The organism is Microcella alkaliphila (assembly GCF_002355395.1).
GTDB classification, from domain to species: domain Bacteria; phylum Actinomycetota; class Actinomycetes; order Actinomycetales; family Microbacteriaceae; genus Microcella; species Microcella alkaliphila_A.
In genome coordinates this window covers 1,464,871-1,489,573 of the sequence record NZ_AP017315.1, presented here as the reverse complement: position 1 = coordinate 1,489,573, position 24,703 = coordinate 1,464,871, and the positions used below count along the sequence as shown (strand labels likewise).

The window sequence follows — 24,703 nt, the reverse complement described above, 5'->3', positions numbered from 1 at the left end:
GGCTGAGACGATGCCGGAGGAGCGCCCCTGCCCACCGGCCGATTCGAGGAAAGGCTGTTTCGCCGAGATGACCGAACTGACCTGGAACGACCTGGACACCGCCGCCGTCGACACGGGCCGCCTGCTCGCCGCCGACGCCGTGGAGAAGGTCGGTAACGGCCACCCGGGCACCGCGATGAGCCTGTCGCCCGTCGCCTACCTGCTGCACCAAAAGGTCATGCAACACGACCCGAGCGACCCGAAATGGGTGGGGCGTGACCGCTTCATCCTGTCGGCCGGGCACAGCTCTCTGACCCAGTACGTGCAGCTCTACCTTGGCGGCTACGGGCTCGAACTCGACGACCTCAAGGCTCTGCGTACCTGGGACTCGAAGACGCCGGGCCACCCCGAGTACGGCCACACCGACGGCGTGGAGATCACCACCGGGCCCCTCGGCCAGGGGCTCGCCTCCGCGGTCGGCTTCGCCTACGCCGCGCGCTTCGAACGCGGGCTGCTCGACCCCGACACCCCCGCGGGGGAAAGCCCGTTCGATCACCACGTGTATGTCATTGCGGGTGACGGCGACATTCAGGAGGGCGTGACGTCGGAGGCCGGCTCCCTCGCCGGCCACCAGCAGCTCGGCAACCTCATCGCGATCTACGACTCGAACCAGATCTCGATCGAGGACGACACGAACATCGCCTTCACCGAGGATGTCGCCGGGCGCTACCGCGCGTACGGATGGCAGGTCATCGAGGTCGACTGGAAGAAGTCGGGCGAGTACGTCGAAGACGTCCACGAACTGTATTCGGCGATCGAGGCGGCGAAAGCGGAGACGGCGAAGCCGAGTCTGATCGTGCTGAAGACCATCATCGGCTGGCCCGCCCCGACCAAGCAGAACACGGGAAAGATCCACGGTTCGGCCCTCGGCGCAGACGAACTCGCCGCGACGAAGAAGGCCATGGGGCGCGACCCCGAGGCCACGTTCGTCGTCGACGACGCCGTCATCGCGCACACCCGCCAGGCCGTCGAACGCGGTGCGGAGCGGCACGCTGCGTGGCAGACGCGTTTTGACGCCTGGGCGAGCGCGAACCCGGAGAAGAAGGCCCTGTTCGACCGCATGCAAGCGGGTGAGCTGCCCGACGGCCTCGCCGACGCGCTTCCCGTCTTCGAGGGCGGCACCAGCGTGTCGACGCGCGCCGCGAGCGGCAAGGTGATCAATGCGATCGCGCCGCACCTGCCCGAGTTCTGGGGTGGGTCGGCCGACCTTGCCGAGTCGAACCTGACCACCATCCACGACGGCGGCTCCTTCGCGCCCAGCGAGCACTCGACGAAGGAATGGACCGCCTCGCCGTACGGCCGTGTCATGCACTTCGGCATTCGCGAGCACGCCATGGGCGCCATCCTCAACGGCATCGCGCTGCACGGCCGCACCCGCGTCTTCGGCGGCACCTTCCTCATCTTCAGCGACTACATGCGCCCGTCGGTGCGCCTCGCGGCGCTCATGCGGATCCCGGTCACCTACGTGTGGACGCACGACTCGGTGGCGCTCGGTGAAGACGGCCCGACCCACCAGCCCATCGAACAGTTGGCGTCGCTGCGCGCGATTCCCGGACTCGAGATCGTGCGCCCGGCGGACGCGAACGAGACGGCGCACGCGTGGCTGGCCGTCCTCGAGCGCTTCGACCGTCCGGTGGGCCTCGCGCTGACCCGCCAGAACATTCCGGTGTTCGAGCGTGGCGACGGGGACGCCGAGGGCGACACCCTCGCCTCGGCCCGCCACACGGCTCGCGGCGGGTATGTGCTCGCCGAGGCCGCCAACGGATCGCCCGACGTGATTCTCATTGCCACCGGTTCTGAGGTGCAGTTGGCTCTCGAGGCCCGGACGCGGCTCGCCGCGGAGGGGGTGCACGCCCGTGTGGTGTCGATGCCGAGCGTCGAATGGTTCGACGAGCAGCCGGCCGACTACCGGGAGGCCGTCCTGCCCTCCACGGTGACGGCGCGCGTCGCCGTCGAAGCCGGTCTCGGCCTCACGTGGCACCGATTCGTGGGTGGCCGCGGCCGCATCGTCTCGATCGAGCACTTCGGCGCCAGCGCCGACTACCAGACCCTCTTCCGCGAGTTCGGCATCACCACCGACGCGGTCGTCGCCGCCGCCCGAGAGACCCTCGCCGCCGGCTGACCTCCGCCCTCGCTCCTTTCGCACCGCCACCACTCACACCAAGGATTCTCATGACCAGCACCCCCACCGCCCGGCTCAGCGACGTCGGCGTCAGCATCTGGCTCGACGACCTGTCCCGCGACCGCATCACGTCCGGCGGCCTCGAGCGCCTGATCGCCGAGCGCAACGTCGTCGGTGTCACGACGAACCCGACGATCTTCGCCGCGGCATTGGCGACCGGCACGACGTACGACGAGCAGATTCGCGAGCTTGCCGCAGCGGGCGCCGACGTCACGAGCGCCGTTTTCGAGATCACCACCGACGACGTTGCCGCCGCGAGCGACATCTTCGCCGGGGTCTCGGAGGCCACGGGCGGCCGTGACGGCCGCGTCTCCATCGAGGTCGAGCCGGGCCTCGCACACGACGCCGCTGGCACGGCGCAGCAGGCGCGCGAGCTGTGGGCGAAGGTCGACCGCCCGAACGCCATGATCAAGATTCCGGCGACCGTCGAAGGTCTCACCGCGATCACCGAAACCATCGCCGCCGGCATCAGTGTGAACGTCACGCTCATCTTCAGCCTTGAGCGCTACCGCGCTGTCGTCGAGGCGTACCTGGCCGGTCTCGAGAAGGCGAAAGAAGCCGGACACGACCTGGCGAGCATCCATTCGGTTGCGTCGTTCTTCGTCTCGCGCGTGGACTCAGAGATCGATGCGCGCCTCGTCGCGATCGGCTCGCCGGAGGCGCTCGCGCTCAAGAGCAAGGCGGGAATCGCGAACGCCCGACTCGCCTACGAGGCATTCGAGGAGCTCTTCGCCAGCGATCGCGCGCGCGCCTTGCTCGATGCCGGCGCGAACGTGCAGCGCCCACTGTGGGCGTCGACCGGCGTCAAGGACCCGGCGCTGCCGGACACCCTCTACGTGACGCAACTGGCTGTCGCGCACACCGTCAACACCATGCCCGAGAAGACGCTTGAGGCGACCTTCGACCACGGCGACATCACCGGCGACACCGTGAGCGGAAGCTACGACGAGGCCCGTGAGGTTCTCGCCGCTCTCGATGGGCTCGGCATCTCGTACGACGAGGTCACGGCAAAGCTCGAGAAGGAGGGCGTCGAGAAGTTCATCGTGAGCTGGAACGAGCTGCTCGATACCGTGAGCGCCGCGCTCGAGGCGGCGCGATGACGGCCGTCGTCGAAGCGCGCGGTGACGCGCTGGCGGCGATCGAGGCGCACGTTCCGACGCTCGTCGCCGATCGCGTCGCGAGCCGCATCACCGGTGGCGACGCAAGCCTCTGGGGTAAGGCCGCCGAAGCCGAGGCGAGCATCCGCCTCGGCTGGACCGAGGCCGTCACCGTGTCGCGACCGCTCGTCGCCGAGATCACGGCGCTACGCGAGCAGCTCGCCGAGCGTGGCGTCGACCGCATCGTGCTGTGCGGCATGGGTGGCTCGTCGTTGGCACCCGAGGTCATCACCCGCACCGCGGGTGTGCCGCTCGTCGTGCTCGACTCGACCGACCCCGATCAGGTGGCCTCAGCCGTCGACCGCGACCTTGACCGCACCGCGGTCGTCGTGTCGTCGAAGTCGGGTTCGACCATCGAAACAGACAGCCAGAAGCGCGCGTTCGAATCCGCGTTCCGCGCGGCCGGCATTGACCCGGCCGAGCGCATCATCATCGTGACCGACCCCGATTCGCCGCTGCACAAGGCGTCCGACGAGGCCGGATACCGCGTGTTTACTGCCGACCCGACCGTCGGCGGCCGCTACAGCGCGCTCACCGCCTTCGGCCTGGTGCCGAGCGGTCTGGCCGGCGTCGACCTGGACGCGCTGCTCGACGAAGCGGATGCTGCGTCGCTGCCGCTCGCCGTCGACTCGGAGTCGAACCCCGGCCTGCGGCTCGGCGCCGCAATCGCGGGAACCTCCCCCCGTCGCGACAAGCTCGTCATCGTCGCCGACGGAACCCACATCGTGGGGCTGGGCGACTGGGTCGAGCAGCTCGTCGCCGAGTCGACCGGTAAAGACGGCACCGGCATTCTGCCCGTCGTCGTCGGCGTCGACGCCCCCGAGCTCACCTCGGGCGCCGCTGACGTTCAGGTGCTGCGGCACGTCGCCGACCGCAAAGCGACGCGCGAGGTCGCCGATCATGAGATTGAGGTGTCGGGTTCGCTCGGCGCTCTCCTCATGACCTGGGAGTACGCGACCGCTATTGCCGGGCGGCTGCTCGGCATCAACCCCTTCGACCAGCCCGATGTCGAAAGCGCCAAGGTCGCCGCGCGTGGCCTGCTCGATCACCGGCCCGAGCCGGTCGCACCGGCGGTCATCGACGGCGGGATCGCCGTCACTGGCCCGGATGCTCTGGTCGCCGGCACGACATCGGTCGCCGATGCCGTCGCGCGGCTCCGCGACGCGGTCCCAGCCGACGGCTATATCGCTGTGCAGGCGTACCTCAACAGGCTTGCCCACCCGGAGCTCGAGGCGATCCGCCACGCGCTCGCCGCGCAGTCCGGCCGTCCGGTCACCTTCGGCTGGGGTCCGCGCTTCCTGCACTCGACGGGCCAGTACCACAAGGGCGGCCCCGCACACGGCGTCTTCCTGCAGATCGTGGGAACCCCGGCGAACGACCGCGAGATCGAGGGTCGACCCTTCACCTTCGGGGAACTGATCGCCGCCCAGGCGGCCGGAGACGCCCGCGTGCTCGCCGACCACGGACGCCCGGTTCTGACCCTCACCGTCGCCGACGACGACGCGATCGCCGCGCTCATCGCCGCGATCGTCTGACCCTCCGGACGGAGCACCACGTGACCGCACCACACCGGATCGCGGCGGGGATGAACCCGCTACGCTCCCCCGACGACCGGCGGCTGAATCGCATCGCCGGTCCCAGCAGCCTCATCATCTTCGGCGTGACGGGTGACCTATCTCGCAAAAAGCTGATGCCGGCCGTCTACGACCTCGCAAACCGCGGACTCCTCCCCCCGGGCTTCGGCCTCGTCGGGTTCGCGCGCCGCGAGTGGGAGCGCGACGACTTCGAGAAGGTCGTGCACGATGCCGTGCGGCAGTACGCACGCACCCCCTTCGATGAAGAGGTGTGGCGGCAACTGCGGACGGGCATCCGCTTCGTTCAAGGTGACTTCGACGACGACGATGCGTTCGCGAGACTGTCTGACACCATCGACGAGCTCGACCGCGAGCGCGGCACGATGGGCAACCACGCCTTCTACCTGTCGATCCCGCCCAAGTCGTTCCCCGTGGTCACGGAACAGCTACGCCGCAGTGGCCTCGCGGAGGCGAAGCCCGGCCAGTGGCGACGGGTCGTCATCGAGAAGCCGTTCGGCAGCGATCTGACGACGGCACGCGAACTGAACAACGTGGTCGAGTCGGTGTTCCCGCCGGACTCGGTGTTCCGCATCGACCACTACCTCGGCAAAGAGACGGTGCAGAACATCCTCGCGCTGCGCTTCGCCAATATGCTTTACGAGCCGATCTGGAACGCCAACTACGTCGACCACGTCCAGATCACGATGGCCGAAGACATCGGCGTCGGCGGGCGGGCCGGCTACTACGACGGCATCGGCGCGGCCCGCGACGTCATCCAGAACCACCTCCTTCAGTTGCTCGCCCTCACCGCGATGGAAGAGCCGGTCTCGTTCGACGCCGCCGACCTGCGCGCGGAAAAAGAAAAGGTGCTCTCGGCCGTGCGGCTGCCGAAAGACCTCGCCGCCGGCACGGCGCGCGGCCAATACGCGAGCGGCTGGCAGGGCGGCGAGTGGGTTCCCGGCTTCCTCGAAGAGGACGGCATGAACCCCGAGTCGGTCACCGAGACCTACGCGGCCATGCGACTCGACATCAACACGCGACGGTGGGCGGGCGTGCCCTTCTACCTGCGAGCGGGCAAACGACTCGGCCGCCGCGTCACCGAGATCGCGGTCGTCTTCAAGCGTGCCCCGCAATACCTGTTCGCCGAGTCGCAGACCTCCGCGCTCGGCCAGAACGCACTCGTCATCCGGGTGCAGCCGGACGAGGGCGTGACGATCCGCTTCGGGTCGAAGGTGCCGGGCGCGGGCATGCAGGTCCGCGACGTGACGATGGACTTCGGATACGGTCACGCCTTCACCGAGGCGAGCCCCGAAGCCTACGAACGACTCATTCTCGACGTGCTGCTCGGTGATCCGCCGCTATTCCCCCGGCACGAGGAGGTCGAACTCAGCTGGAAGATTCTCGACCCGATCGAAGAATTCTGGGCGACGCAGGGCCAGCCCGAGCAGTATGCGCCGGGCACCTGGGGTCCGGCGTCGGCCGACGCGTTGCTGGCACGCGATGGACGCGTCTGGAGGCGACCATGATCATCCCCCTGCCCGACACGACCGCGAGTGCCGTCTCAAAGGCGCTCGTGCGCATCCGCGAGGAAGCGGGCGCCGTGGCCCTCGGCCGCGTGCTGACGCTCATCATCGCCACCCGCATCGGCCACGAGGAGGACGCAATCGCGGCCGCCAATGAGGCGTCGCGCGAGCATCCCATGCGCATCATCGTGGTCGCGACCAACGGCGCCGACGCCGAATCGCGTCTCGACGCCGAGATTCGGGTCGGCGGCGACGCCGGTGCCAGCGAAGTCATCATCCTGCGCGCGCACGGCGACACGGCGACAGACCAGCGCGGCCTCGTGACGGGGCTCTTGCTGCCGGACGCCCCCGTCGTCACGTGGTGGCCGGAAGAGTGCCCGAGCGCCGTTCATCACACGCCGCTCGGCTCGTTGGCGCAGCGACGCATCACTGACTCGGCGTCGAACGAACGACCACTGGATGCGCTTCGTCGCGTCGCCGACGGCTACCAGCCCGGCGACACCGACTTTGCGTGGACGCGCCTCACCCTCTGGCGTGCCCAGCTCGCTACCGCCCTCGACCAACCCCCGTTCGAGCCCATCACCCGTGTTGAGGTGTCGGGAGCCGATGACTCGCCCTCGACCGTGCTCCTCGCTGCCTGGCTGCAGACTCGGCTCGGTGTGCCGGTCGACGTCGACGTCGCCGACGGCAACCCCTCGACCGGCATCCATCGCGTTGTCTTGCACCGTGACAGCGGTCCGATCACGCTCGACCGGAGCGAGCCCGGCATCGCCACCCTCACACAGCCGGGTCAGCCGACACATGAGATTGCCCTCCCCAGAAGGCCGCTTCGGGAATGCCTCGCGGAAGAATTGCGTAGGCTCGACCCCGACGACGCCTTCGGCGACGTGATCCTCAGCGGCTTCGGCGCGCTGGGGGCGACGACGCCCTAGCGCCTCCCCCGCACCGGAAAGGCACCACAGCACTGTGAGCACCGATCGCCGCGTTCTCGTCCACCCCGACCGCACGACCCTTGCGGGCAGCGTGGCGGCTCGGTTCATCACGAAGATGATCGACCTCATCGAAGACGAGGGCGAGGCCCACGTCGTCTTGACGGGCGGGTCAGTTGGTATCGAGGTGCTGGACGCCATCGCCCACTCCCCCGCCCGCGACAGCCTCGACTGGTCGGCCCTTCACGTTTGGTGGGGCGATGAGCGGTGGCTCCCCCGGGGCGACGACGAGCGCAACGAAACCCAAGCCCGGCACGCGCTCCTCGATCACGTCGCCATCCCCGACGAGAATGTTCACCCGTTCCCGGCGAGCGACGATGGCCTCGACCTGGAGGAGGCGGCGGGCCGATATGCCGACGAGTTGCGTGCGCACGCGCGCGACGGTGCCGAGCATCCGACATTTGCGATCCTGTTCCTCGGCGTCGGGCCTGATGGACACATCGCCTCGCTGTTCCCGGAGCGGCCAGGGCCGCTCGTCGACGACCGCACCGTCATCGCTCTCGACGATTCGCCGAAACCGCCGTCAGGGCGCCTCAGCCTCACCCTGCCGGTGATCCGCAATTCCGAGCGGGTGTGGCTCGTGCTCGCCGGCGCCGACAAAGCCCCCGCTCTCGGTCTCGCTCTCGCGGGGGCGAACCCAGCTGATGTGCCCGCGGCCGGCGCGCAGGGCACCAAGCGCACTGTTTTCTTTGTCGACCAGGACGCGGCGACCGACGTTCCCGAGTCCCTGACGACGCCGCCGAGCTACTGGACGGGCGCAATGGACCAGCAGGACTGGATGCCCTCGGAGTGGACGCCGAGTAGCCCTCGCGGCTGAGCAGACGGCACCGCACGACAAACGCGCCGGCCCGAGAGCTCGGACCGGCGCGTCTCGCGTGGTAAGCGGCTAAGACGAGGCCTTCGCCGTGCCGCGACGCTCGCGCAGCTTCTGCAACGCCTCGTCGAGAATCTGCGCCGCCTCCTCTTCCGTGCGACGCTCCTTCACGTAGGCGAGGTGCGTCTTGTACGGCTCGTTCTTCAAGAGCGCGGGCGGGTTATCCTTGTCGCGACCGGCGGGCAGACCCGACTGCGGCGAGTCGATAACGTCGGGGATCTCCTCGTCGGGCAGGTTCGCGGCGAAGTAGCGAACCGTTTCGTTGCCGAGGGCGTCCCAGTACGACACCGCGACCCGCTCGGCGTGAATTCCGCGGTCTTGTTCGCCCATCGGGCCGGAACCGACGCGGGATCCGCGGATCGCGCTTCCTCCTGACACCATGTGGGTGCTCCTTACAGTCCGGTGAACCGGGTGATGAGCCCGAGGATCACGATCGTCGACACCCAGACCAGCGCGAGCAGGATCGTGATGCGGTTCAAGTTGCGTTCGGCCACACCCGACGCCCCGAGGTTCGAGGTCACGCCGCCGCCAAACATGTCAGACAGCCCGCCGCCGCGACCGCGGTGCAGCAGGATCATGAGGGTGAGCAGCAGGCTGGTGATGCCCAGGAGGACCTGGAGCACGACCTGAAGGATTTGCACGGATGACGCCTTCCGGGGGTGGGGAACGAAGAACAACTCTAGCGCAGGCGCAAGCGGCCCGTCGGAACGGGCTACCCGCGCGGAGGTCAGGCTTAGGCGGTGCCGACGTGGTTGCGGAAGCGCGCGATCGCCGCGAACTCGTCCACATCGAGGCTTGCCCCGCCCACCAGGGCGCCGTCGACATCCTTCTGTGCCATGAAGCCGGCAATGTTGCCCGACTTCACGCTGCCGCCGTACAGGATGCGCGTGGCCGCGGCCGCGTCCTCGCCCCACTTCTCGGCGATGGTCGCCCGCAGCGCTCCGCAGACCTGCTGAGCCTGCTCCGGGGTGGCGGCCTGACCGCTGCCGATTGCCCAGACGGGCTCGTAGGCCACGACGATGTCGGAACCGGCGTCCACGGAGTCGAGCACCGCGGTCAGTTGCGACACCGGGACGGCCGACGCTCCGTGAGTCTCCAGGTCTTCCGCCGTTTCGCCGACGCACACCACCGGAACCACGCCGTGCTTGACGGCCGCGGCGGTCTTGCGCGCCACGACCTGGTCGTCTTCGGAGTGATACTGGCGACGCTCGGAGTGGCCGACGATCACGTAGTGGCAGCCGAGCTTCGCCAGGAACTGACCCGAGACCTCGCCCGTGTAGGCACCCGAGTCGTGCTCCGAGAGGTCTTGCGCGCCGTAGCGAACATCGAGCGAGTCCGCGCCGACGAGCGTCTGCACGCTGCGCAGATCGGTGAAGGGCGGGAACACCGCGACCTCGACCTCGCTGAACGGGTGACCCTTGTCACGAAGCGTCCACGCCAGCTTCTGCACGGTCGCGATCGCCTGCAGGTGGTCGAGGTTCATCTTCCAGTTCCCCGCAATCAGCGGGATGCGTGTGTCTACCATCCGAGGACCTCCAGTCCGGGAAGTGCTTTGCCCTCGAGGAACTCGAGGCTCGCGCCACCACCGGTCGACACGTGGCCGAACTGGTCGTCGCGGAAGCCGAGCGCGCGCACGGCGGCGGCAGAGTCGCCCCCTCCGACTACGCCGAGCCCGTCGAGGCGGGTGAGGGCGGCGGCAACCGCCTGGGTTCCGGCCGCGAACGCCGGGAACTCGAACACGCCCATGGGGCCGTTCCAGAACACGGTCCGCGACGAAGCGATGAGCTCGGCGAATCGCTGCGCCGTCTCGGGTCCGATGTCGAGCCCGATGCCGGCAGCGCCAACTGGTCCATCTTCCAGTCGGTCAGCCGCGAGCACGCTGTGCTCGGCGTCGGCGGCGAAACGGTCAGCCACGACCACGTCGGTCGGCAGCACGATCTCCACGCCGCGCTTCTCGGCGTCGGCCAGGTAGCCGCGCACCGTCTCGAGCTGGTCGTCTTCGAGCAGACTCGCACCGATCGACATGCCCTGTGCCTTGAGGAACGTGAACAGCATGCCGCCGCCGATGAGGAGGCGATCAACGCGAGGCAGCAGGTGAGCGATCACGCCCAGCTTGTCGGACACCTTCGAGCCTCCGAGCACGACCGTGTACGGCCGCTCGGGACTCTCGGTGAGTCGGTCGAGCACGTCGAGCTCCGTCGCGATGAGCGAACCCGCTGCGCTCGGCAGAGCTTCGGCGAGTTCGTAGACGCTCGCCTGCTTGCGGTGCACGACGCCGAAGCCGTCGGACACCATCACATCGCCCAATTCGGCTAGGCGCGCGGCGAACCGAGCACGATCATCCGGGTTTTTGCTGGTCTCGTCCGCCGAGAATCGCAGGTTCTCGAGTACGGCCACCGCCCCGTCGGCAAGGCCGTCCACGGCCTCCCGGGCCGCGTCACCGACCGTGTCGGTCGCGAAGGTGACGGGCGCACCGAGAAGCTCGCTCAGTCGCTGTGCCGCCGGGCGCAGGCTGTACCGAGCGTCGGGTGAGCCGTCGGGGCGACCCAGGTGGGAGATCACGATCACCTTCGCGCCGCGGTGCACGAGCGCGTTGATGGTCGGCAAGGATGCTCGGATGCGGCCGTCGTCGGTGACCTGACCGTCTGCCAACGGCACGTTCAGGTCGCAGCGCAGAATGACGCGCTTGCCGGCGAGGTCGCCGAGGGATTCGATGGTGCGCAGAGCCACGACGGCTGCCCTCAGCCCCGACGCCTAGAGGCGCTCGGCGACGTACTCGGCGAGGTCGACGAGGCGGTTCGAGTAGCCCCACTCGTTGTCGTACCACGACGACAGCTTGACCTGGTTGCCGTTGACCCGAAGCAGGCCCGCATCGAAGATCGACGAGTGCGGGTCGGTCACGATGTCGCTCGAGACGATGGGGTCCTCCGTGTACTTGAGGATGCCCTTCATGGGACCCTCAGCGGCGGCCTTGTACGCGGCGAGGATCTCGTCGGCCGACACCTCGCGGCTCGCCTCGACCGTGAGGTCGGTGATCGAGCCCGTCGGAACCGGCACGCGCAGCGCGAAGCCGTCGAGCTTGCCCTTCAGCTCGGGGAGCACGAGGCCGATGGCCTTGGCTGCACCGGTCGAGGTCGGAACGATGTTAAGGGCCGCGGCACGGGCGCGACGCAGGTCGCTGTGCGGGCCGTCCTGGAGGTTCTGGTCGGCGGTGTACGCGTGCACCGTCGTCATGAGGCCACGCTCGATGCCGAACTCGTCATTGAACACCTTGGCGAGCGGTGCGAGGCAGTTCGTCGTGCAGGACGCGTTGGAGATGATGTGGTGGTTCTCGGGGTCGTAGTCTTCGTGGTTCACACCGACAACGAACGTGGCGTCTTCGCCACTGGCCGGGGCTGAGATGATGACCTTCTTCGCGCCAGCATCGAGGTGCTTCTTGGCAGCCTCGGCCTTCGTGAAGAAGCCGGTCGACTCGATGACGATGTCGACGCCCAGCTCGCCCCACGGGAGGTTCGCGGGGTCGCGGTCGGCGAGCACGGTGATCGGCTTGCCGTTGACCACGATGGTGTCCCCGTCAACGCTGACCTCGGCGTCGAGGCGCCCGGTGATCGAGTCGTACTTGAGGAGGTGCGCGAGCGCCGTCGTGTCCGTCAGGTCGTTGACGGCAACGATCTCAAGGTTGCTGCCCTGGGCGAGAGCCGCCCGGAAGTAGTTGCGGCCGATGCGGCCAAAACCGTTAATACCGATCTTCACGCTCACGAAGAACTCCTGTGGGGGTGCGGGGGCAGCAGACGCTGCGGTGTGGTGGTGGTGGGGTGAACCGCGCGCGGCCGGGGCGCGAGCGCCCCGGCCGCGTCGCCGTTGATTACGACAGTAGCAGGAGGCCGTCCGTCGTCGACCGGGCCGCGGCAAAGCGATCGGCCACGTTCTGCCAATTGACGATGTTCCAGAATGCCTTGACGTAGTCGGCCTTCACGTTCACATAGTCGAGATAGAACGCGTGCTCCCACATGTCGAGCTGCAACAACGGCACGGTGGTCTGTGCGGTGTTGCCCTGCTGGTCGAACAGCTGCTGAATCACGAGTCGGCGACCGATCGGGTCCCACGAGAGGACGCCCCAGCCGGAGCCCTGGATTCCCATCGACGCCGCCGTGAAGTGCGCGACGAACTTGTCGAACGAGCCGAAGAACTCGTCGATGGCGGCCGCGAGCTCACCGGTCGGCTTGTCGCCGCCCTCGGGCGACAGGTTGGTCCAGAAGATGGAGTGGTTGACGTGCCCGCCGAGGTGGAAGGCGAGGTCCTTCTCGAGGCGGTTGATGTTGGCGAAGTCGCCCGACTCGCGCGCGGCGGCCATGCCGTCGAGTGCGGCGTTCGCGCCGGCCACATAAGCGGCGTGGTGCTTCGAGTGGTGCAGCTCCATGATGCGGCCGCTGATGTGCGGCTCAAGTGCACCGTAGTCGTAGCCCAAATCGGGAAGGCTGTAGGTGGTCATCGACGTGTCATCTCCTCCGTGACGGATGCCGGGGCCTCCGGTCGGCGACCCCGCTGACTGGTCGTCAGTCTAGTGACGACAACTCGCCGAACCCCGGCCCTGTTCCCGATACTGCGGTGATGCCCAGGGTGCTTCATGTGCGCGCCCCCGGCTCATGACCACGGCCGCTCAGTCGGCGTCGAGGCCCTCGGGCAGGTTCGCCTCGGTGCCTGGCACGCCGAGCTGTTCGGCACGCTTGTCGGCCATGGCCAGGAGGCGGCGGATGCGCCCGGCGACAGCGTCCTTGGTCATGGGCGGGTCGGCGTGATGACCCAGTTCGTCGAGGCTCGCGTCGCGATGGGCGAGCCGCAGCTCGCCGGCGTAGCGGAGGTGCTCGGGGACGTCGTCGGCGAGGATCTCCAGTGCGCGCTCGACGCGCGAGCACGCCGCGACCGCAGCCTGCGCCGAGCGGCGGAGGTTCGCGTCGTCGAAGTTGACCAGTCGATTCGCGGTGGCGCGCACCTCGCGGCGCTGACGCATCTCTTCCCACGCCCCGACGGTTTCGTCCGCACCCATCAAACGCAGCATGTCGCTGATCTTCTCGCCGTCGCGAATCACCACGCGGTGGACGCCGCGCACCTCACGTGCCTTCGCGGGGATACCGAGTCGACCCGCGGCGCCCACCAGAGCCATCGCTGACTCGTTGCCGGGACAGCTGACTTCGAGGGCCGCCGAGCGACCGGGGTCGGTGAGCTGGCCGTGCGCCAGGAACGCTCCGCGCCAGATGGCGGCCAACTGCTCGGGGCCGCCCGTCGTGAGCTTGTTCGGCAGGCCGCGGACCGGACGCCGGCGTGCATCCAGAAGGCCGGTCTGCCGGGCGAGCGTCTCGCCGCCGTCAACGACGCGTACCACGTACGCGGGGTTCTTGCGGGCGCCCCCGGGCGACAGGATGGCACCGTCGCTGCGCATGCCGTACAGCTCGGCGATGTCGCGGCGAACCCGGCGGGCCACGTTCGGCGAGTCGAGCTCGACCTCGACCGCGATGCGGCCCGAGATCATGTGCAGGCCGCCGGCGAAGCGGAGGATCGTGGCGAGTTCTGCCGCCCGCACCGTCGTCTTCGTCGCTGCCAGTCGAGCCAGCTCCTCTTTGACGTCGGCGGTCAGTGCCACAGGCGAACCTCTCTCTTGCGAATTCATGTCAGAGCCCTCGGGGCGACAGTCGAGCCTACTCGCGTCCGAGGTCGCGATGTTTCACCGTGACCGCGATCGACGGGATGGCGCGCAGACGAGCAGCCAACTGCTCCACCATCGCGACCGAGCGATGCTTGCCGCCCGTGCAGCCGATCGCGAACGTCGCGTGGCGCTTATTCTCGCGTGCGTAGCCGGCAAGGACCGGCTTCAGCATCGCGACGAGACCCTCAAGGAAGTCGTCGGCGCCTTCTTGGGCGAGAACGTAGTCGCGGACGGGCTCGTCGAGTCCCGTCGAGCCGCGCAATTCGGGCTGCCAGAACGGGTTCGGAAGGAACCGGGCGTCAGCGATGACATCGGCGTCCGTCGGGGTGCCGTACTTGAAGCCGAAGCTCTCGATCGTGACCTTGACATCGGCGGTGTCCTGCGGCGCGAAAATGTCGGACACGGTCGTCGCGAGCTGGTGAATGTTGAAGCTGGTGGTGTCGATAACGATGTCGCTGAGCTCGCGCACCTCGAGCATCCTGGTTCGTTCGCGCGCGATTCCGTCGAGGAGCGTGCCGTCCTCTTGAAGCGGGTGAGGGCGGCGGACCTGCTCAAAACGGCGCACGAGGGCATCGTCGGTCGCCTCGAGGAACACGACGCGCAGGTTCGTGCGCGCGCGCAACTCGTGCACGATGTCGACGAGGTCGGCGAACAGCTTGCCACCGCGCACGTCGACCACGGCCGCGAGCGAGGGCAGCTGACTTCCGGGGTGTACGGCAAGGTCGACGAGCGGACGCAGCATCTGCGGGGGAAGGTTGTCGACGACGTACCAGCCCAGGTCTTCGAGGGCGTTCGCGACCGTCGAGCGGCCCGCCCCCGACATGCCGGTGACGATCAGAACATCGTGCGCGGGAGTATCGGTCATCGCCTCAGCCTGCGATCGGGTCGTGGACACTGCCAGCCTACCCGCCACCTCACGCGCCGAGCGCCCGGCGAATCTCGCTCGCCAGCGCCGGCCCGATGCCGTCGACCGCGGTCAGCTCGGCCTCGTCGGCCGCGCGCAACCGGGTCACCGAGCCGAAGTGCGTCAGCAACTTCTGAATGCGGGCGGGCCCAAGCCCCGGCACGTCGGCCAGCTGGGTGCGAATATCTCGCTTGCGCGTCGTGCGCTGGTACCGCAGTGCGAACCGGTGCGCCTCGTCACGCAGGCGCTGCAGCAGGAACAGCGCGTCGGATGCACGGGGCAAGATGACGGGGTACCCCTCCCCCGGTAGCCACACCTCTTCCAGCCGCTTCGCGATGCCGCAGACCGCGATGTCGGTGACTCCGGCGTCGGCCAACGCCCGTGCCGCGGCGTTCACCTGCGGCTCGCCGCCGTCGATCACGAGCAGGCCCGGCCGGTAGTGGAAGGCCGCCCGTGTGCCGGTGGGCGGCGGAGCATCGGGATCCTCGGCCTCGTCGGTCAGGTAGGCGAGCCGGCGACGCAGCACCTGGTAGATCGCGTCGGTGTCGTCGCGCGCATCCTCGATGGCGAAGCGCCGGTACTGGTCTTTCTTCGGCAGGCCGTCTTCGAAGACGACCATCGACGCGACCTGGCCTTTCCCGCCAAAGTGTGACACGTCGAAGCACTCGAGCCGGAGGGGGGCCTCGGCGAGGCCGAGCACCTCCTGAATGTCGGCGAGTGCTTGCGACCGGGCGGTGAAGTCGCCGGCGCGCCGCGTCGTATACTGCACGAGCGCCCCGTGGGCGTTCTGGCGGACGGTCTCGGCGAGCGCGGCCTTGTCGCCGCGCACGGCAGTGCGCACCTGCACGCCCCCGCGCTCGCCCGCCGCGCGTCGACGGTCGCCGAGCACCTGCTGCAACGCGGCCGCGTCGTCGGGCAGGGCGGGCACGATAATCTCGCGGGCCGGTACGAGCTCGTCGTAGGCGTTCTGCAGGGCCGTGTCGACGAGGTCGCCGAGAGACACGTCCAGCTCGGTGTCGACCACCCACCCGCGCACGCCGCGAATGCGGCCCCCTCGGACGGTGAACAGTTGCACAGCGGCCGACAGTTGGTCGTGGGCGATGCCGAACACATCGGCGTCGACGTCCTCCGCGAGAACGACGGTGCTCTTCTCGAGCGCCGTCTCGAGCGCCCCGATTTGGTCGCGGATGCGCGCGGCCGTCTCATAGTCGAACTCGGCGGCCGCCTCGCTCATCTTCTTCTTGAGACCGCGCACGTAGGAGACGTCGTTGCCGGCCATGAAGCTCGCGAAGTCGAGCGCGATCGACTTGTGCTCCGACTTCGATATCCGTCCGACACAGGGCGCCGCGCACTTACCGATGTCTCCGAGCAGGCACGGACGGTTGGTGCTCTCGGCCCGCCGGTACACGGAGTCGGAGCAGGAGCGCATGGGAAACGCCTTGAGCATCGTGTCGACCGTCTCGCGGACCGCCCAGACCTTCGTGTACGGGCCGAAGTAGCGGGCGCCGCGGATGCCGCGCGTGCGGGTGACCATGACGCGGGGCACCGCATCCCCCAGGGTGATGGCGAGGTAGGGGTACGTCTTGTCGTCGCGAAACTTGATGTTGAACGGGGGCGCGAACTCTTTGATCCAGGTGTATTCGAGCTGCAGTGCCTCGAGTTCGGTTCCGACGATCGTCCACTCGACTCCGCGGGCGGTCGTAACCATGCGGCGCGTGCGCTCGTGCAGGGAGTGCAGGGGCTGGAAGTAGTTCGTGAGCCGGGCGCGAAGGTTCTTGGCCTTTCCGACGTAGAGCACGCGCCCCGCCTCGTCACGGAAGCGGTAGACGCCGGGCGCAGTCGGGATCTCGCCTCGCCGCGGCCGCCAGTCGTCGCGCGAGACCACGATTAGGCTCCGACGACCTCGAGCGCGGGCAGAAGTTCGCGCAGGAAGGCTCCGGTGTGGCTCGCATCGACCCGGGCGACCTCCTCGGGCGTGCCGGTCGCGACGATCGTGCCGCCGCCCGCACCGCCCTCGGGCCCGAGGTCGATCAGCCAGTCGGCTGCGCGGATCACATCGAGGTTGTGTTCGATCACGATGACCGAGTTTCCCTTGTCGACCAGGCCGTTCAACACGACCAGAAGCTTGCGGACGTCCTCGAAGTGCAGGCCGGTCGTGGGCTCGTCGAGCACGTAGATGCTGCGGCCGTTCGAGCGCTTCTGCAGCTCGGTGGCGAGCTTGACGCGCTGCGCCTCACCGCCGGAGAGCGTCGTGGCGCTTTGACCGAGCCGGACGTAGCCGAGGCCGACGTCGACGAGGGTCTTCAAGTACCGGTGAATGGCGCTGATCGGCTCGAAGAACTCGGCGGCCTCCTCGATCGGCATGTCGAGCACTTCGGCGATGTTCTTGCCCTTGTAGTGCACCTGCAGGGTGTCGCGGTTGTAGCGGGCCCCCCCGCACACCTCGCACGCCACGTAGACGTCGGGCAGGAAGTTCATCTCGATCTTGATCGTGCCGTCACCCGCACAGTTCTCGCACCGGCCGCCCTTGACGTTGAAGCTGAAGCGCCCCGGCTGGTAGCCGCGCGCCTTCGCCTCCAGTGTCTCGGCGAACAGCTGGCGAATGCGATCGAAGACGCCGGTGTAGGTGGCCGGGTTCGATCGCGGGGTGCGACCGATGGGCGCCTGGTCGACGTGCACCACCTTGTCGAGGTGTTCGAGCCCGGTCACGCGCACGTGCTTGCCCGGCACCTGACGCGCGCCATTGAGCTTGTTGGCGAGCACCTTGTAGAGGATGTCGTTCACGAGCGTCGACTTACCAGACCCGCTGACGCCCGTGACGGCGACGAATGCCCCGAGCGGAATATCGACGGTGACGTCTTTCAGGTTGTTGGCCTTCGCGCCGATGACCGTGAGCATCCGATTCTCGTCAATCGGACGGCGTTCGACGCGTTCAATCACGTGCCGGCGGCCCGCGAGGTAGTCACCCGTGATCGACTTCGGATTCTCGATCAGTTGCGCGTAGGAGCCGGAGTGGACGACGCGGCCGCCATGCTCGCCCGCACCCGGCCCGATGTCGACTACCCAGTCGGCGGTGCGAATGGTGTCTTCGTCGTGCTCGACGACGATGAGCGTGTTGCCGAGGTTCTTCAACTTCACGAGGGTGTCGATGAGGCGGCGGTTGTCGCGCTGGTGGAGCCCGATGGAAGGCTCGTCGAGCACGTAGAGCACCCCGGTCAGCCCCGACCCAATCTGGGTTGCCAGGCGAATGCGCTGCGCCTCGCCGCCCGAGAGGGAGCCCGCGGCCCGCGCCATCGTCAGATAGCCAAGACCGACTTCAAGAAGGAACTCGAGTCGCGCGCGAATCTCGCGCAACACGGCGGCTGCGATCGCCGCTTCGCGCTCGGTGAGCGTCAGGGACTCCATGAACGCGTACGCATCCTGGATGCTCAACTCCGCGATCTCGGAAATCGATCGCCCTGCAACCTGCACCGCCAACACCTCGGGCTTCAACCGGGCGCCGTCGCACTCGGAGCAGGGCACCTCGCGCAAGTACTCGGCGAAGCGCTGCTGCGACCAATCACTCTCGGCCTCGGCATACTTGCGCTCGATGTAGGGGATAACCCCCTCGAAGCCGGTGGAGTACGACACGTCACGGCCGTAGCGGTTGCGCCATTTGACGCGAACCTCGAAGTCGTTGCCGTGAAGGATGGCCTGCTGGGTGCTCTCTTCGAGCTCACCCCACGGGGTGTCGAGAGAGAACCCCAGGTCGCGCGCGAGGCCGGCAAGCAGTTTCTGGAAGTAGCTGTAGAGGCCCTTGCCTTGCTGGTTCCACGGCAGGATGACGCCGTCGTTCAGCGACAGGCTGGGGTCGCCGATCAGCAGCTCATCGTCGACGGCCATGCGTGTTCCGAGACCTGAGCACACGGGGCACGCGCCGAACGGCGAGTTGAACGAGAACGTGCGCGGCTCAATCTCTGTCAGTTGAAGCGGATGGCGATTGGGGCAGCTGAGCTTCTCGCTGAATGTGCGCGTCTTGTCGGTCGCCTTCGCGTCGCGGTCGACGTAGTCGATCACGACCAGCCCGTCGGTGAGGCCGACCGCCGTCTCTAGCGAGTCGGTGAGGCGCTGCAGCAGGTCGGACTTCGCCACGAGGCGGTCGACGACGACGGAGATGTCGTGCTTGTTCTGCTTCTTCAGCGCGGGCGCCTCGGCGAGCGAGATGGTCTCTCCGTCGACCACCGCGCGCGAGTAGCCAGCCTGTGCCAACTCTTTGAAGAGGTCGACGAATTCGCCCTTCTTCTGGCTGACCACCGGCGCAAGAACCTGGTACCGGGTGCCCTCCTCCATCTGCATGAGCTCGTCAGCGATCTGCTGCACGGTCTGTCGCTGGATGCGCTCGCCGCACACGGGGCAGTGCGGGATACCGACGCGCGCCCACAGCAGACGCATGTAGTCGTAGATCTCGGTGATCGTGCCGACCGTCGACCGCGGGTTGCGGTTGGTCGACTTCTGATCGATGGAGACGGCGGGGCTGAGACCCTCGATGAAGTCGACGTCGGGGCGATCAACCTGCCCGAGGAACTGCCGCGCATAGGCCGAGAGCGACTCGACGTAGCGACGTTGCCCCTCGGCGAAGATGGTGTCGAAGGCGAGCGAGCTCTTGCCCGAGCCCGACAGTCCGGTGAACACGACGAGGGCGTCGCGCGGAATGACGAGGTCGACATCGCGCAGGTTGTGCACGCGCGCGCCGCGCACACTCAGGTGGGGGGCTGATTCAAGAGGGGTTGCCGGCACTCGCGTCATTCTAGGCTCCGCCTCCGACACGGATGCCCGGCCGTCTCTCAGCGGACGTGTCCGGCCTCGGACATCTGTCGCAACTCGCGCTTCAGCTCTTGCACTTCGTCGCGGAGGCGCGCGGCGAGCTCGAACTTCAGCTCGTCGGCTGCGGACAACATCTGCGCCGTCAGATCGGCGATGATCGTCTCGAGCTCGGCGGCGCCCTCGGCCGCTTTGCCCTCGCGTCGCTTCACTGGAGTAGCTGCCCGTTTGCCGGAATCCCGGCCAGCGAGGAGTTCCTTCGTGTCCTCACCCTCGCGAATGAGCTGGTCGGTGATGTCGGCGATGCGCTTGCGCAGGGGCGTCGGGTCGATGCCGTGTTCGGCGTTGTAGGCGAGCTGCTTGTCGCGGCGCCGGTTGGTTTCGTCAATGGCGTGGGCCATCGAGGGCGTCACGACATCGGCGTACATGTGCACCTCACCGGACACGTTGCGGGCCGCGCGACCGATTGTCTGGATGAGCGATGTCGACGAGCGCAGGAAGCCCTCCTTGTCCGCGTCGAGAATGGCGACGAGCGACACTTCGGGGAGGTCAAGGCCCTCGCGCAGGAGGTTGATGCCGACGAGCACGTCGTACACGCCCTGACGAAGCTCACGCAGCAGCTCGACGCGGCGCAGCGTGTCGACGTCGGAGTGCAGGTAACGCACCCGCACGCCGGCCTCCTCGAGGAAGTCGGTGAGCTCTTCGGCCATCTTCTTGGTGAGCGTCGTGACGAGCACGCGCTCGTCACGCTCGACGCGTTGCCGAATCTGTTCGAGGAGGTCGTCGATCTGCCCCTTCGACGGCTTCACGACGATCTGCGGGTCGACCAAACCGGTCGGGCGGATGATCTGCTCGACGACGCCGTCGGAGACCCCGAGCTCATACTTGCCTGGCGTCGCCGACAAATACACCTTCTGCCCGGTTCGCTGGAGGAATTCCTCCCACCGCAGGGGACGGTTGTCGAGGGCGCTCGGCAGTCGGAAGCCGTGCTCGACAAGGGTGCGCTTTCGGCTCGCGTCGCCCTCGTACATCGCGCCGATCTGCGGCACGGTGACGTGACTTTCGTCGATGACGACGAGGAAGTCGTCGGGGAAGTAGTCGAGGAGGCAGTGCGGCGGCTCACCCGGAGCCCTCCCATCGATGTGCCGAGAGTAGTTCTCGATGCCGTTACAGAAGCCGATCTGCTCCATCATCTCGAGGTCGTACGTCGTGCGCATGCGCAGCCGCTGCGACTCGAGCAGCTTGCCCTGCCGGTCGAGCTCTGCCAGGCGCTCGTCGAGCTCGTCGCGGATCGTGCCGATGGCCCGCTGCATGGTGTCGGGCGACGCCGCGTAGTGCGTGGCGGGGAACACGGAGACCGACTCGAGGGTCTTGATGACGTCTCCGGTCAGGGGATGCAGGGCGTACAGCGCTTCGATCTCGTCGCCGAACATCTCGATGCGAATCGCGAGTTCTTCGTAGACCGGGATGATCTCGATCGTGTCGCCCCGCACGCGGAACTTTCCGCGCGAAAAGTCGACGTCATTGCGCTGGTACTGCATCGCGACGAACGCGCGGATGAGCTGGTCGCGCGAAATGGTCTGCCCCACCTGAAGCGCAACCATCGCCTCCAGGTACTCTTCCGCGGCGCCCAGGCCGTAGATGCAGGACACCGTCGACACGACGACAACGTCGCGTCGGCTCAGTAGCGCGTTGGTTGTCGAGTGGCGCAGCCGCTCGACCTCGGCGTTGATCGAGCTGTCTTTCTCGATGAAGGTGTCGGTCTGCGGCACGTACGCCTCGGGTTGGTAGTAGTCGTAGTACGACACGAAGTACTCAACCGCGTTGTGCGGCATGAGCTCGCGAAACTCAGTCGCGAGCTGCGCGGCGAGCGTCTTGTTGTGGGCCAGCACGAGGGTCGGCCGTTGCACCTGCTCGATCAGCCAGGCGGTCGTGGCGCTTTTGCCGGTGCCCGTCGCACCGAGCAGCACGATGTCGGTTTCGCCGGCGTTGATGCGCCCGGCGAGTTCTGCGATCGCCTGGGGTTGGTCGCCGCTGGGCTGGTAATCGCTGACCACCTCGAAGGGGCGCACGGAGCGCGTAGCTTGCATGCCGAAAGCCTAGGCCGCACCCCCGACATCGATGCTGGGCGGGTGCTCAGCGAGCGTCGCGTTCGGCGACCAAGCGCCGCCAGAGCGCGTCCGTCTGCGCGATCGTCTCGTCGATCGTGCCCGCCGAGTCGATGATGACGTCGGCCATGGCGCGCCGGTCGGCGTCGCTCACCTGGCTGCCGACCCGATTCTCGGCCTCCTCCCGGTCCATGCCACGCAGCTCAACCAGGCGCGCGATGCGCACATCGGCGGGAGCATCCACGACGACGATCGTGCCAAACTCGTCCGCCGCCCGTGCCTCGGCGAGCAGGGGCACGTCGTACACGATCACGGCGTCGGGGTCGTTGGCACGAGCATCCGCCACGGCTTCGGCGTACAGCCGGCGAACTTCGGGATGCACGATGCCGTTCAGCGCGCGTCGCGCCCCCTCGTCGGCGAACACGATGCGCCCGAGCGCGGCTCGATCGAGCGAACCGTCGTCGCCGAGGACGGCGTTGCCGAAGCGCTCGACGATGGCGGCGAGCCCGCGGCTGCCCGGCGTGACCGCCTCGCGGGCGAGATGATCGGCGTCGATGACGACGGCGCCAAGCTCAGCGAACCGGCGGGCGACGGTCGATTTTCCGGCGGCGATGCCCCCCGTGAGGCCGACGACATCCATACCCGAAGGCTAACGGGCGATCGTGAGCGCGCGGGTTTAGCATGACCACCATCGACACCGTCAGGAGGCGCCATGCTCGAACTGCTCACCGGCGCGGGGCTCGCGGTGTCGGCTGGCTTGAACGCGTACATACCGCTGCTGATCCTTGGCCTCGCGGGGCGCTTCTTCGAAGGTGTCACCCTGCCGAACGGGTGGGCGTGGCTGAGCAACGAGTGGGTTCTCGGCATCATCGCCGTCTTGCTGGTTTTCGAGCTCGTGGTCGACAAGATTCCGGCAGTTGATTCGATCAACGACTGGATTCAGTCGGTCGTACGCCCCGCCTCCGGCGGCATCGTCTTTGGGGGCGGCGCTGCCACCGAAACCGTCGCGGTCAGCGATCCGGCCGCGTTCGTCGAGTCGGGTCAGTGGGTGCCGATCGCGATCGGCGTTGCCATCGCACTTATCGTGCACCTCGTGAAGGCACTCGTGCGGGTCGCCGCGAACACGCTAACGGCGGGAGCTGCTGCCCCCGCGCTGTCGACGGCGGAGGATATCACCGCGGTCACACTCAGTGTTCTCGCCCTTGTGCTGCCGATTCTGGTGCTCGTCGTCATCGTGGGTCTCGTCGTCGCGACAACGGTGGTGCTCCGCCGGGCGCGCGACCGCCGTCGCCGCGTTCCGCAGCCAGAAACGGCGACGCGGGCCGCCTCCACCTAGGAGACGACCCGCGTCGGGTGCGCGCCGTACAGCGCGCCGGCCCTAGTTGCCCGAGAGCTTCTCGCGCAGAGCGGCGAGCGACTCGTCGTCGGCGAGGGTGCCGGAACCAGCCGAGTCCGAGCTGAACGAGCCAGCGGCCGGCGCGGCCTCCAGCTCAGCCTCGTCGGTGATCGACTGGGCGACCTGCTTCTTGTGAGCTTCCCAGCGCGCCTGGGCGGCAGCGTAGTCCTGCTCCCACTTGGTGCGCTGCTCCTCGAAGCCGTCCTTCCACTCGCCCGACTCGGGGTCGAAGCCGTCGGGGTACTTGTAGTTGCCCTGCTCGTCGTACTCGGTCGGCATGCCGTAGACGGCCGGGTCGAACTCGGTGCCCTCGGGGTCGACGCCCTCGTTGGCCTGCTTGAGGCTCAGCGAGATGCGGCGACGCTCCAGGTCGATGTCGATGACCTTGACGAACACCTCGTCGCCGACCGAGACAACCTGCTCGGCGAGCTCGACGTGCTTGCTCGACAGCTCGGAGATGTGCACGAGACCCTCGATGCCGTCGGCGACGCGAACGAACGCACCGAAGGGAACGAGCTTCGTGACCTTGCCCGGAGCGATCTGACCGATCGCGTGCGTGCGGGCGAACACCTGCCACGGGTCTTCCTGGGTGGCCTTGAGCGACAGCGACACGCGCTCGCGGTCGAGGTCGACCTCGAGGATCTCGACGGTGACCTCCTGGCCCACCTCGACGACCTCGCTGGCGTGCTCGATGTGCTTCCAGCTGAGCTCGGAGACGTGGACGAGACCGTCGACGCCGCCAAGGTCGACGAACGCACCGAAGTTCACGATCGACGACACAACACCCTTGCGCACCTGACCCTTGGCCAGCGCGTTGAGGAAGTTCGAGCGGCTCTCGGACTGCGTCTGCTCGAGCAGCGCGCGGCGCGACAGGACGACGTTGTTGCGGTTCTTGTCGAGCTCGAGGATCTTCGCCTCGATCTCCTGGCCGAGGTACGGGGTCAGGTCGCGAACGCGGCGCAGCTCGATGAGCGACGCGGGGAGGAAGCCGCGCAGGCCGATGTCGACGATAAGGCCGCCCTTGACGACCTCGATGACGGTGCCGGTGACGACGCCGTCGGAGTCCTTGATCTTCTCGACGTCACCCCAGGCGCGCTCGTACTGGGCGCGCTTCTTCGACAGGATGAGGCGGCCTTCCTTGTCCTCCTTCTGGAGAACGAGGGCCTCGACCATGTCGCCCACCGAGACGACCTCGGTCGGGTCGACGTCGTGCTTGATCGACAGTTCGCGGGAGGGAATAACACCCTCGGTCTTGTAGCCGACGTCGAGGAGAACCTCGTCGCGGTCGATCTTCACGACGGTTCCTTCGATGAGGTCGCCGTCGTTGAAGAACTTCAGGGTCTCTTCGACCGCCGCCAGGAAGTCTTCGGCAGACCCGATGTCGTTGATCGCGATCTGCTTGGGGGCGTTGGTCGTTGCGGTTGTCATGTAGTGGTTGCTCCGATGCGGACAG

General features: G+C 67.7%; 20 protein-coding genes. 7 read left to right on the top strand and 13 right to left on the bottom strand.

Features of this window, described 5'->3' with window-relative positions; all coding sequences use genetic code 11:
• Positions 1–67: 67 nt before the first annotated feature.
• From tkt to pgl, 6 genes are read left to right on the top strand one after another with little or no spacing between them, the layout of a single operon-like run.
• On the top strand, positions 68–2,161 hold the full coding sequence (tkt, locus tag CPY97_RS07260; protein WP_096421446.1) for a transketolase: 2,094 nt from the start codon (positions 68–70) through the stop codon (positions 2,159–2,161).
• A 50-nt stretch (positions 2,162–2,211) separates the two neighbouring features.
• The gene (tal, locus tag CPY97_RS07255) at positions 2,212–3,321 is read left to right on the top strand and encodes a transaldolase (protein WP_096421444.1); all 1,110 of its coding nucleotides are present in this window, start codon (positions 2,212–2,214) and stop codon (positions 3,319–3,321) included.
• Positions 3,318–4,913: a glucose-6-phosphate isomerase gene (locus CPY97_RS07250; protein WP_096421442.1), complete on the top strand. Its 1,596-nt coding sequence runs from the start codon at positions 3,318–3,320 to the stop codon at positions 4,911–4,913. The genes tal and CPY97_RS07250 overlap by 4 nt, the downstream gene beginning before the upstream one ends.
• A gap of 50 nt (positions 4,914–4,963) precedes the next feature.
• On the top strand, positions 4,964–6,478 hold the full coding sequence (gene zwf, locus CPY97_RS07245) for a glucose-6-phosphate dehydrogenase (RefSeq protein ID WP_096421440.1): 1,515 nt from the start codon (positions 4,964–4,966) through the stop codon (positions 6,476–6,478).
• The gene (locus CPY97_RS07240; RefSeq protein ID WP_096421438.1) at positions 6,475–7,407 is read left to right on the top strand and encodes a glucose-6-phosphate dehydrogenase assembly protein OpcA; all 933 of its coding nucleotides are present in this window, start codon (positions 6,475–6,477) and stop codon (positions 7,405–7,407) included. Before zwf ends, CPY97_RS07240 begins: the two co-directional genes overlap by 4 nt.
• A 34-nt stretch (positions 7,408–7,441) precedes the next feature.
• On the top strand, positions 7,442–8,281 hold the full coding sequence (gene pgl, locus CPY97_RS07235; protein ID WP_096421436.1) for a 6-phosphogluconolactonase: 840 nt from the start codon (positions 7,442–7,444) through the stop codon (positions 8,279–8,281).
• Between the two features lie 69 nt (positions 8,282–8,350).
• On the opposite strand, the gene CPY97_RS07230 is transcribed toward pgl, so the two are convergent.
• The 12 genes from CPY97_RS07230 to coaE all read right to left on the bottom strand — a co-directional run bounded on the left by CPY97_RS07230 (position 8,351) and on the right by coaE (position 22,494).
• The gene (locus tag CPY97_RS07230; protein ID WP_096421434.1) at positions 8,351–8,719 is read right to left on the bottom strand and encodes an RNA polymerase-binding protein RbpA; all 369 of its coding nucleotides are present in this window, start codon (positions 8,717–8,719) and stop codon (positions 8,351–8,353) included.
• 11 nt (positions 8,720–8,730) lie between these two features.
• Entirely contained in the window at positions 8,731–8,979 is a 249-nt protein-coding gene (secG, locus tag CPY97_RS07225; protein WP_096421432.1) for a preprotein translocase subunit SecG, read from the bottom strand.
• Between the two features lie 92 nt (positions 8,980–9,071).
• A complete protein-coding gene (gene tpiA / locus CPY97_RS07220; protein WP_096421430.1) occupies positions 9,072–9,863 on the bottom strand; it encodes a triose-phosphate isomerase in 792 nt (263 codons plus the stop codon).
• Positions 9,857–11,068, bottom strand: a complete 1,212-nt coding sequence (locus tag CPY97_RS07215) for a phosphoglycerate kinase (protein ID WP_096421428.1) — start codon at positions 11,066–11,068, stop codon at positions 9,857–9,859. The genes tpiA and CPY97_RS07215 overlap by 7 nt, the downstream gene beginning before the upstream one ends.
• 24 nt (positions 11,069–11,092) lie before the next feature.
• The gene (gap, locus tag CPY97_RS07210) at positions 11,093–12,097 is read right to left on the bottom strand and encodes a type I glyceraldehyde-3-phosphate dehydrogenase (RefSeq protein ID WP_096421426.1); all 1,005 of its coding nucleotides are present in this window, start codon (positions 12,095–12,097) and stop codon (positions 11,093–11,095) included.
• Positions 12,098–12,203: 106 nt separating this feature from the next.
• On the bottom strand, positions 12,204–12,830 hold the full coding sequence (locus CPY97_RS07205; RefSeq protein ID WP_096421424.1) for a superoxide dismutase: 627 nt from the start codon (positions 12,828–12,830) through the stop codon (positions 12,204–12,206).
• A gap of 168 nt (positions 12,831–12,998) precedes the next feature.
• Positions 12,999–13,979, bottom strand: a complete 981-nt coding sequence (gene whiA, locus CPY97_RS07200) for a DNA-binding protein WhiA (RefSeq protein WP_096421422.1) — start codon at positions 13,977–13,979, stop codon at positions 12,999–13,001.
• 55 nt (positions 13,980–14,034) lie between these two features.
• Positions 14,035–14,907, bottom strand: coding sequence for an RNase adapter RapZ (gene rapZ, locus CPY97_RS07195; protein ID WP_096423480.1), 873 nt, complete (start codon positions 14,905–14,907; stop codon positions 14,035–14,037).
• A gap of 49 nt (positions 14,908–14,956) precedes the next feature.
• The gene (gene uvrC, locus CPY97_RS07190; RefSeq protein ID WP_096421420.1) at positions 14,957–16,831 is read right to left on the bottom strand and encodes an excinuclease ABC subunit UvrC; all 1,875 of its coding nucleotides are present in this window, start codon (positions 16,829–16,831) and stop codon (positions 14,957–14,959) included.
• Between the two features lie 2 nt (positions 16,832–16,833).
• Positions 16,834–19,731, bottom strand: coding sequence for an excinuclease ABC subunit UvrA (gene uvrA / locus CPY97_RS07185; RefSeq protein WP_096421418.1), 2,898 nt, complete (start codon positions 19,729–19,731; stop codon positions 16,834–16,836).
• Positions 19,732–19,769: 38 nt separating this feature from the next.
• Positions 19,770–21,836, bottom strand: coding sequence for an excinuclease ABC subunit UvrB (uvrB, locus tag CPY97_RS07180; RefSeq protein WP_096421416.1), 2,067 nt, complete (start codon positions 21,834–21,836; stop codon positions 19,770–19,772).
• Positions 21,837–21,882: 46 nt separating this feature from the next.
• A complete protein-coding gene (gene coaE, locus CPY97_RS07175; protein ID WP_096421414.1) occupies positions 21,883–22,494 on the bottom strand; it encodes a dephospho-CoA kinase in 612 nt (203 codons plus the stop codon).
• A gap of 72 nt (positions 22,495–22,566) precedes the next feature.
• Here coaE and CPY97_RS07170 point away from each other — a divergent pair, with 72 nt between their 5' ends.
• Positions 22,567–23,190 carry a DUF4126 domain-containing protein gene (locus CPY97_RS07170; protein WP_096421412.1) on the top strand — a complete coding sequence of 208 codons (624 nt, stop codon included), beginning with the start codon at positions 22,567–22,569 and terminating at the stop codon, positions 23,188–23,190.
• A 42-nt stretch (positions 23,191–23,232) separates the two neighbouring features.
• On the opposite strand, the gene rpsA is transcribed toward CPY97_RS07170, so the two are convergent.
• Positions 23,233–24,678, bottom strand: a complete 1,446-nt coding sequence (gene rpsA / locus CPY97_RS07165) for a 30S ribosomal protein S1 (RefSeq protein WP_096421410.1) — start codon at positions 24,676–24,678, stop codon at positions 23,233–23,235.
• Between the last annotated feature and the right edge of the window lie 25 nt (positions 24,679–24,703).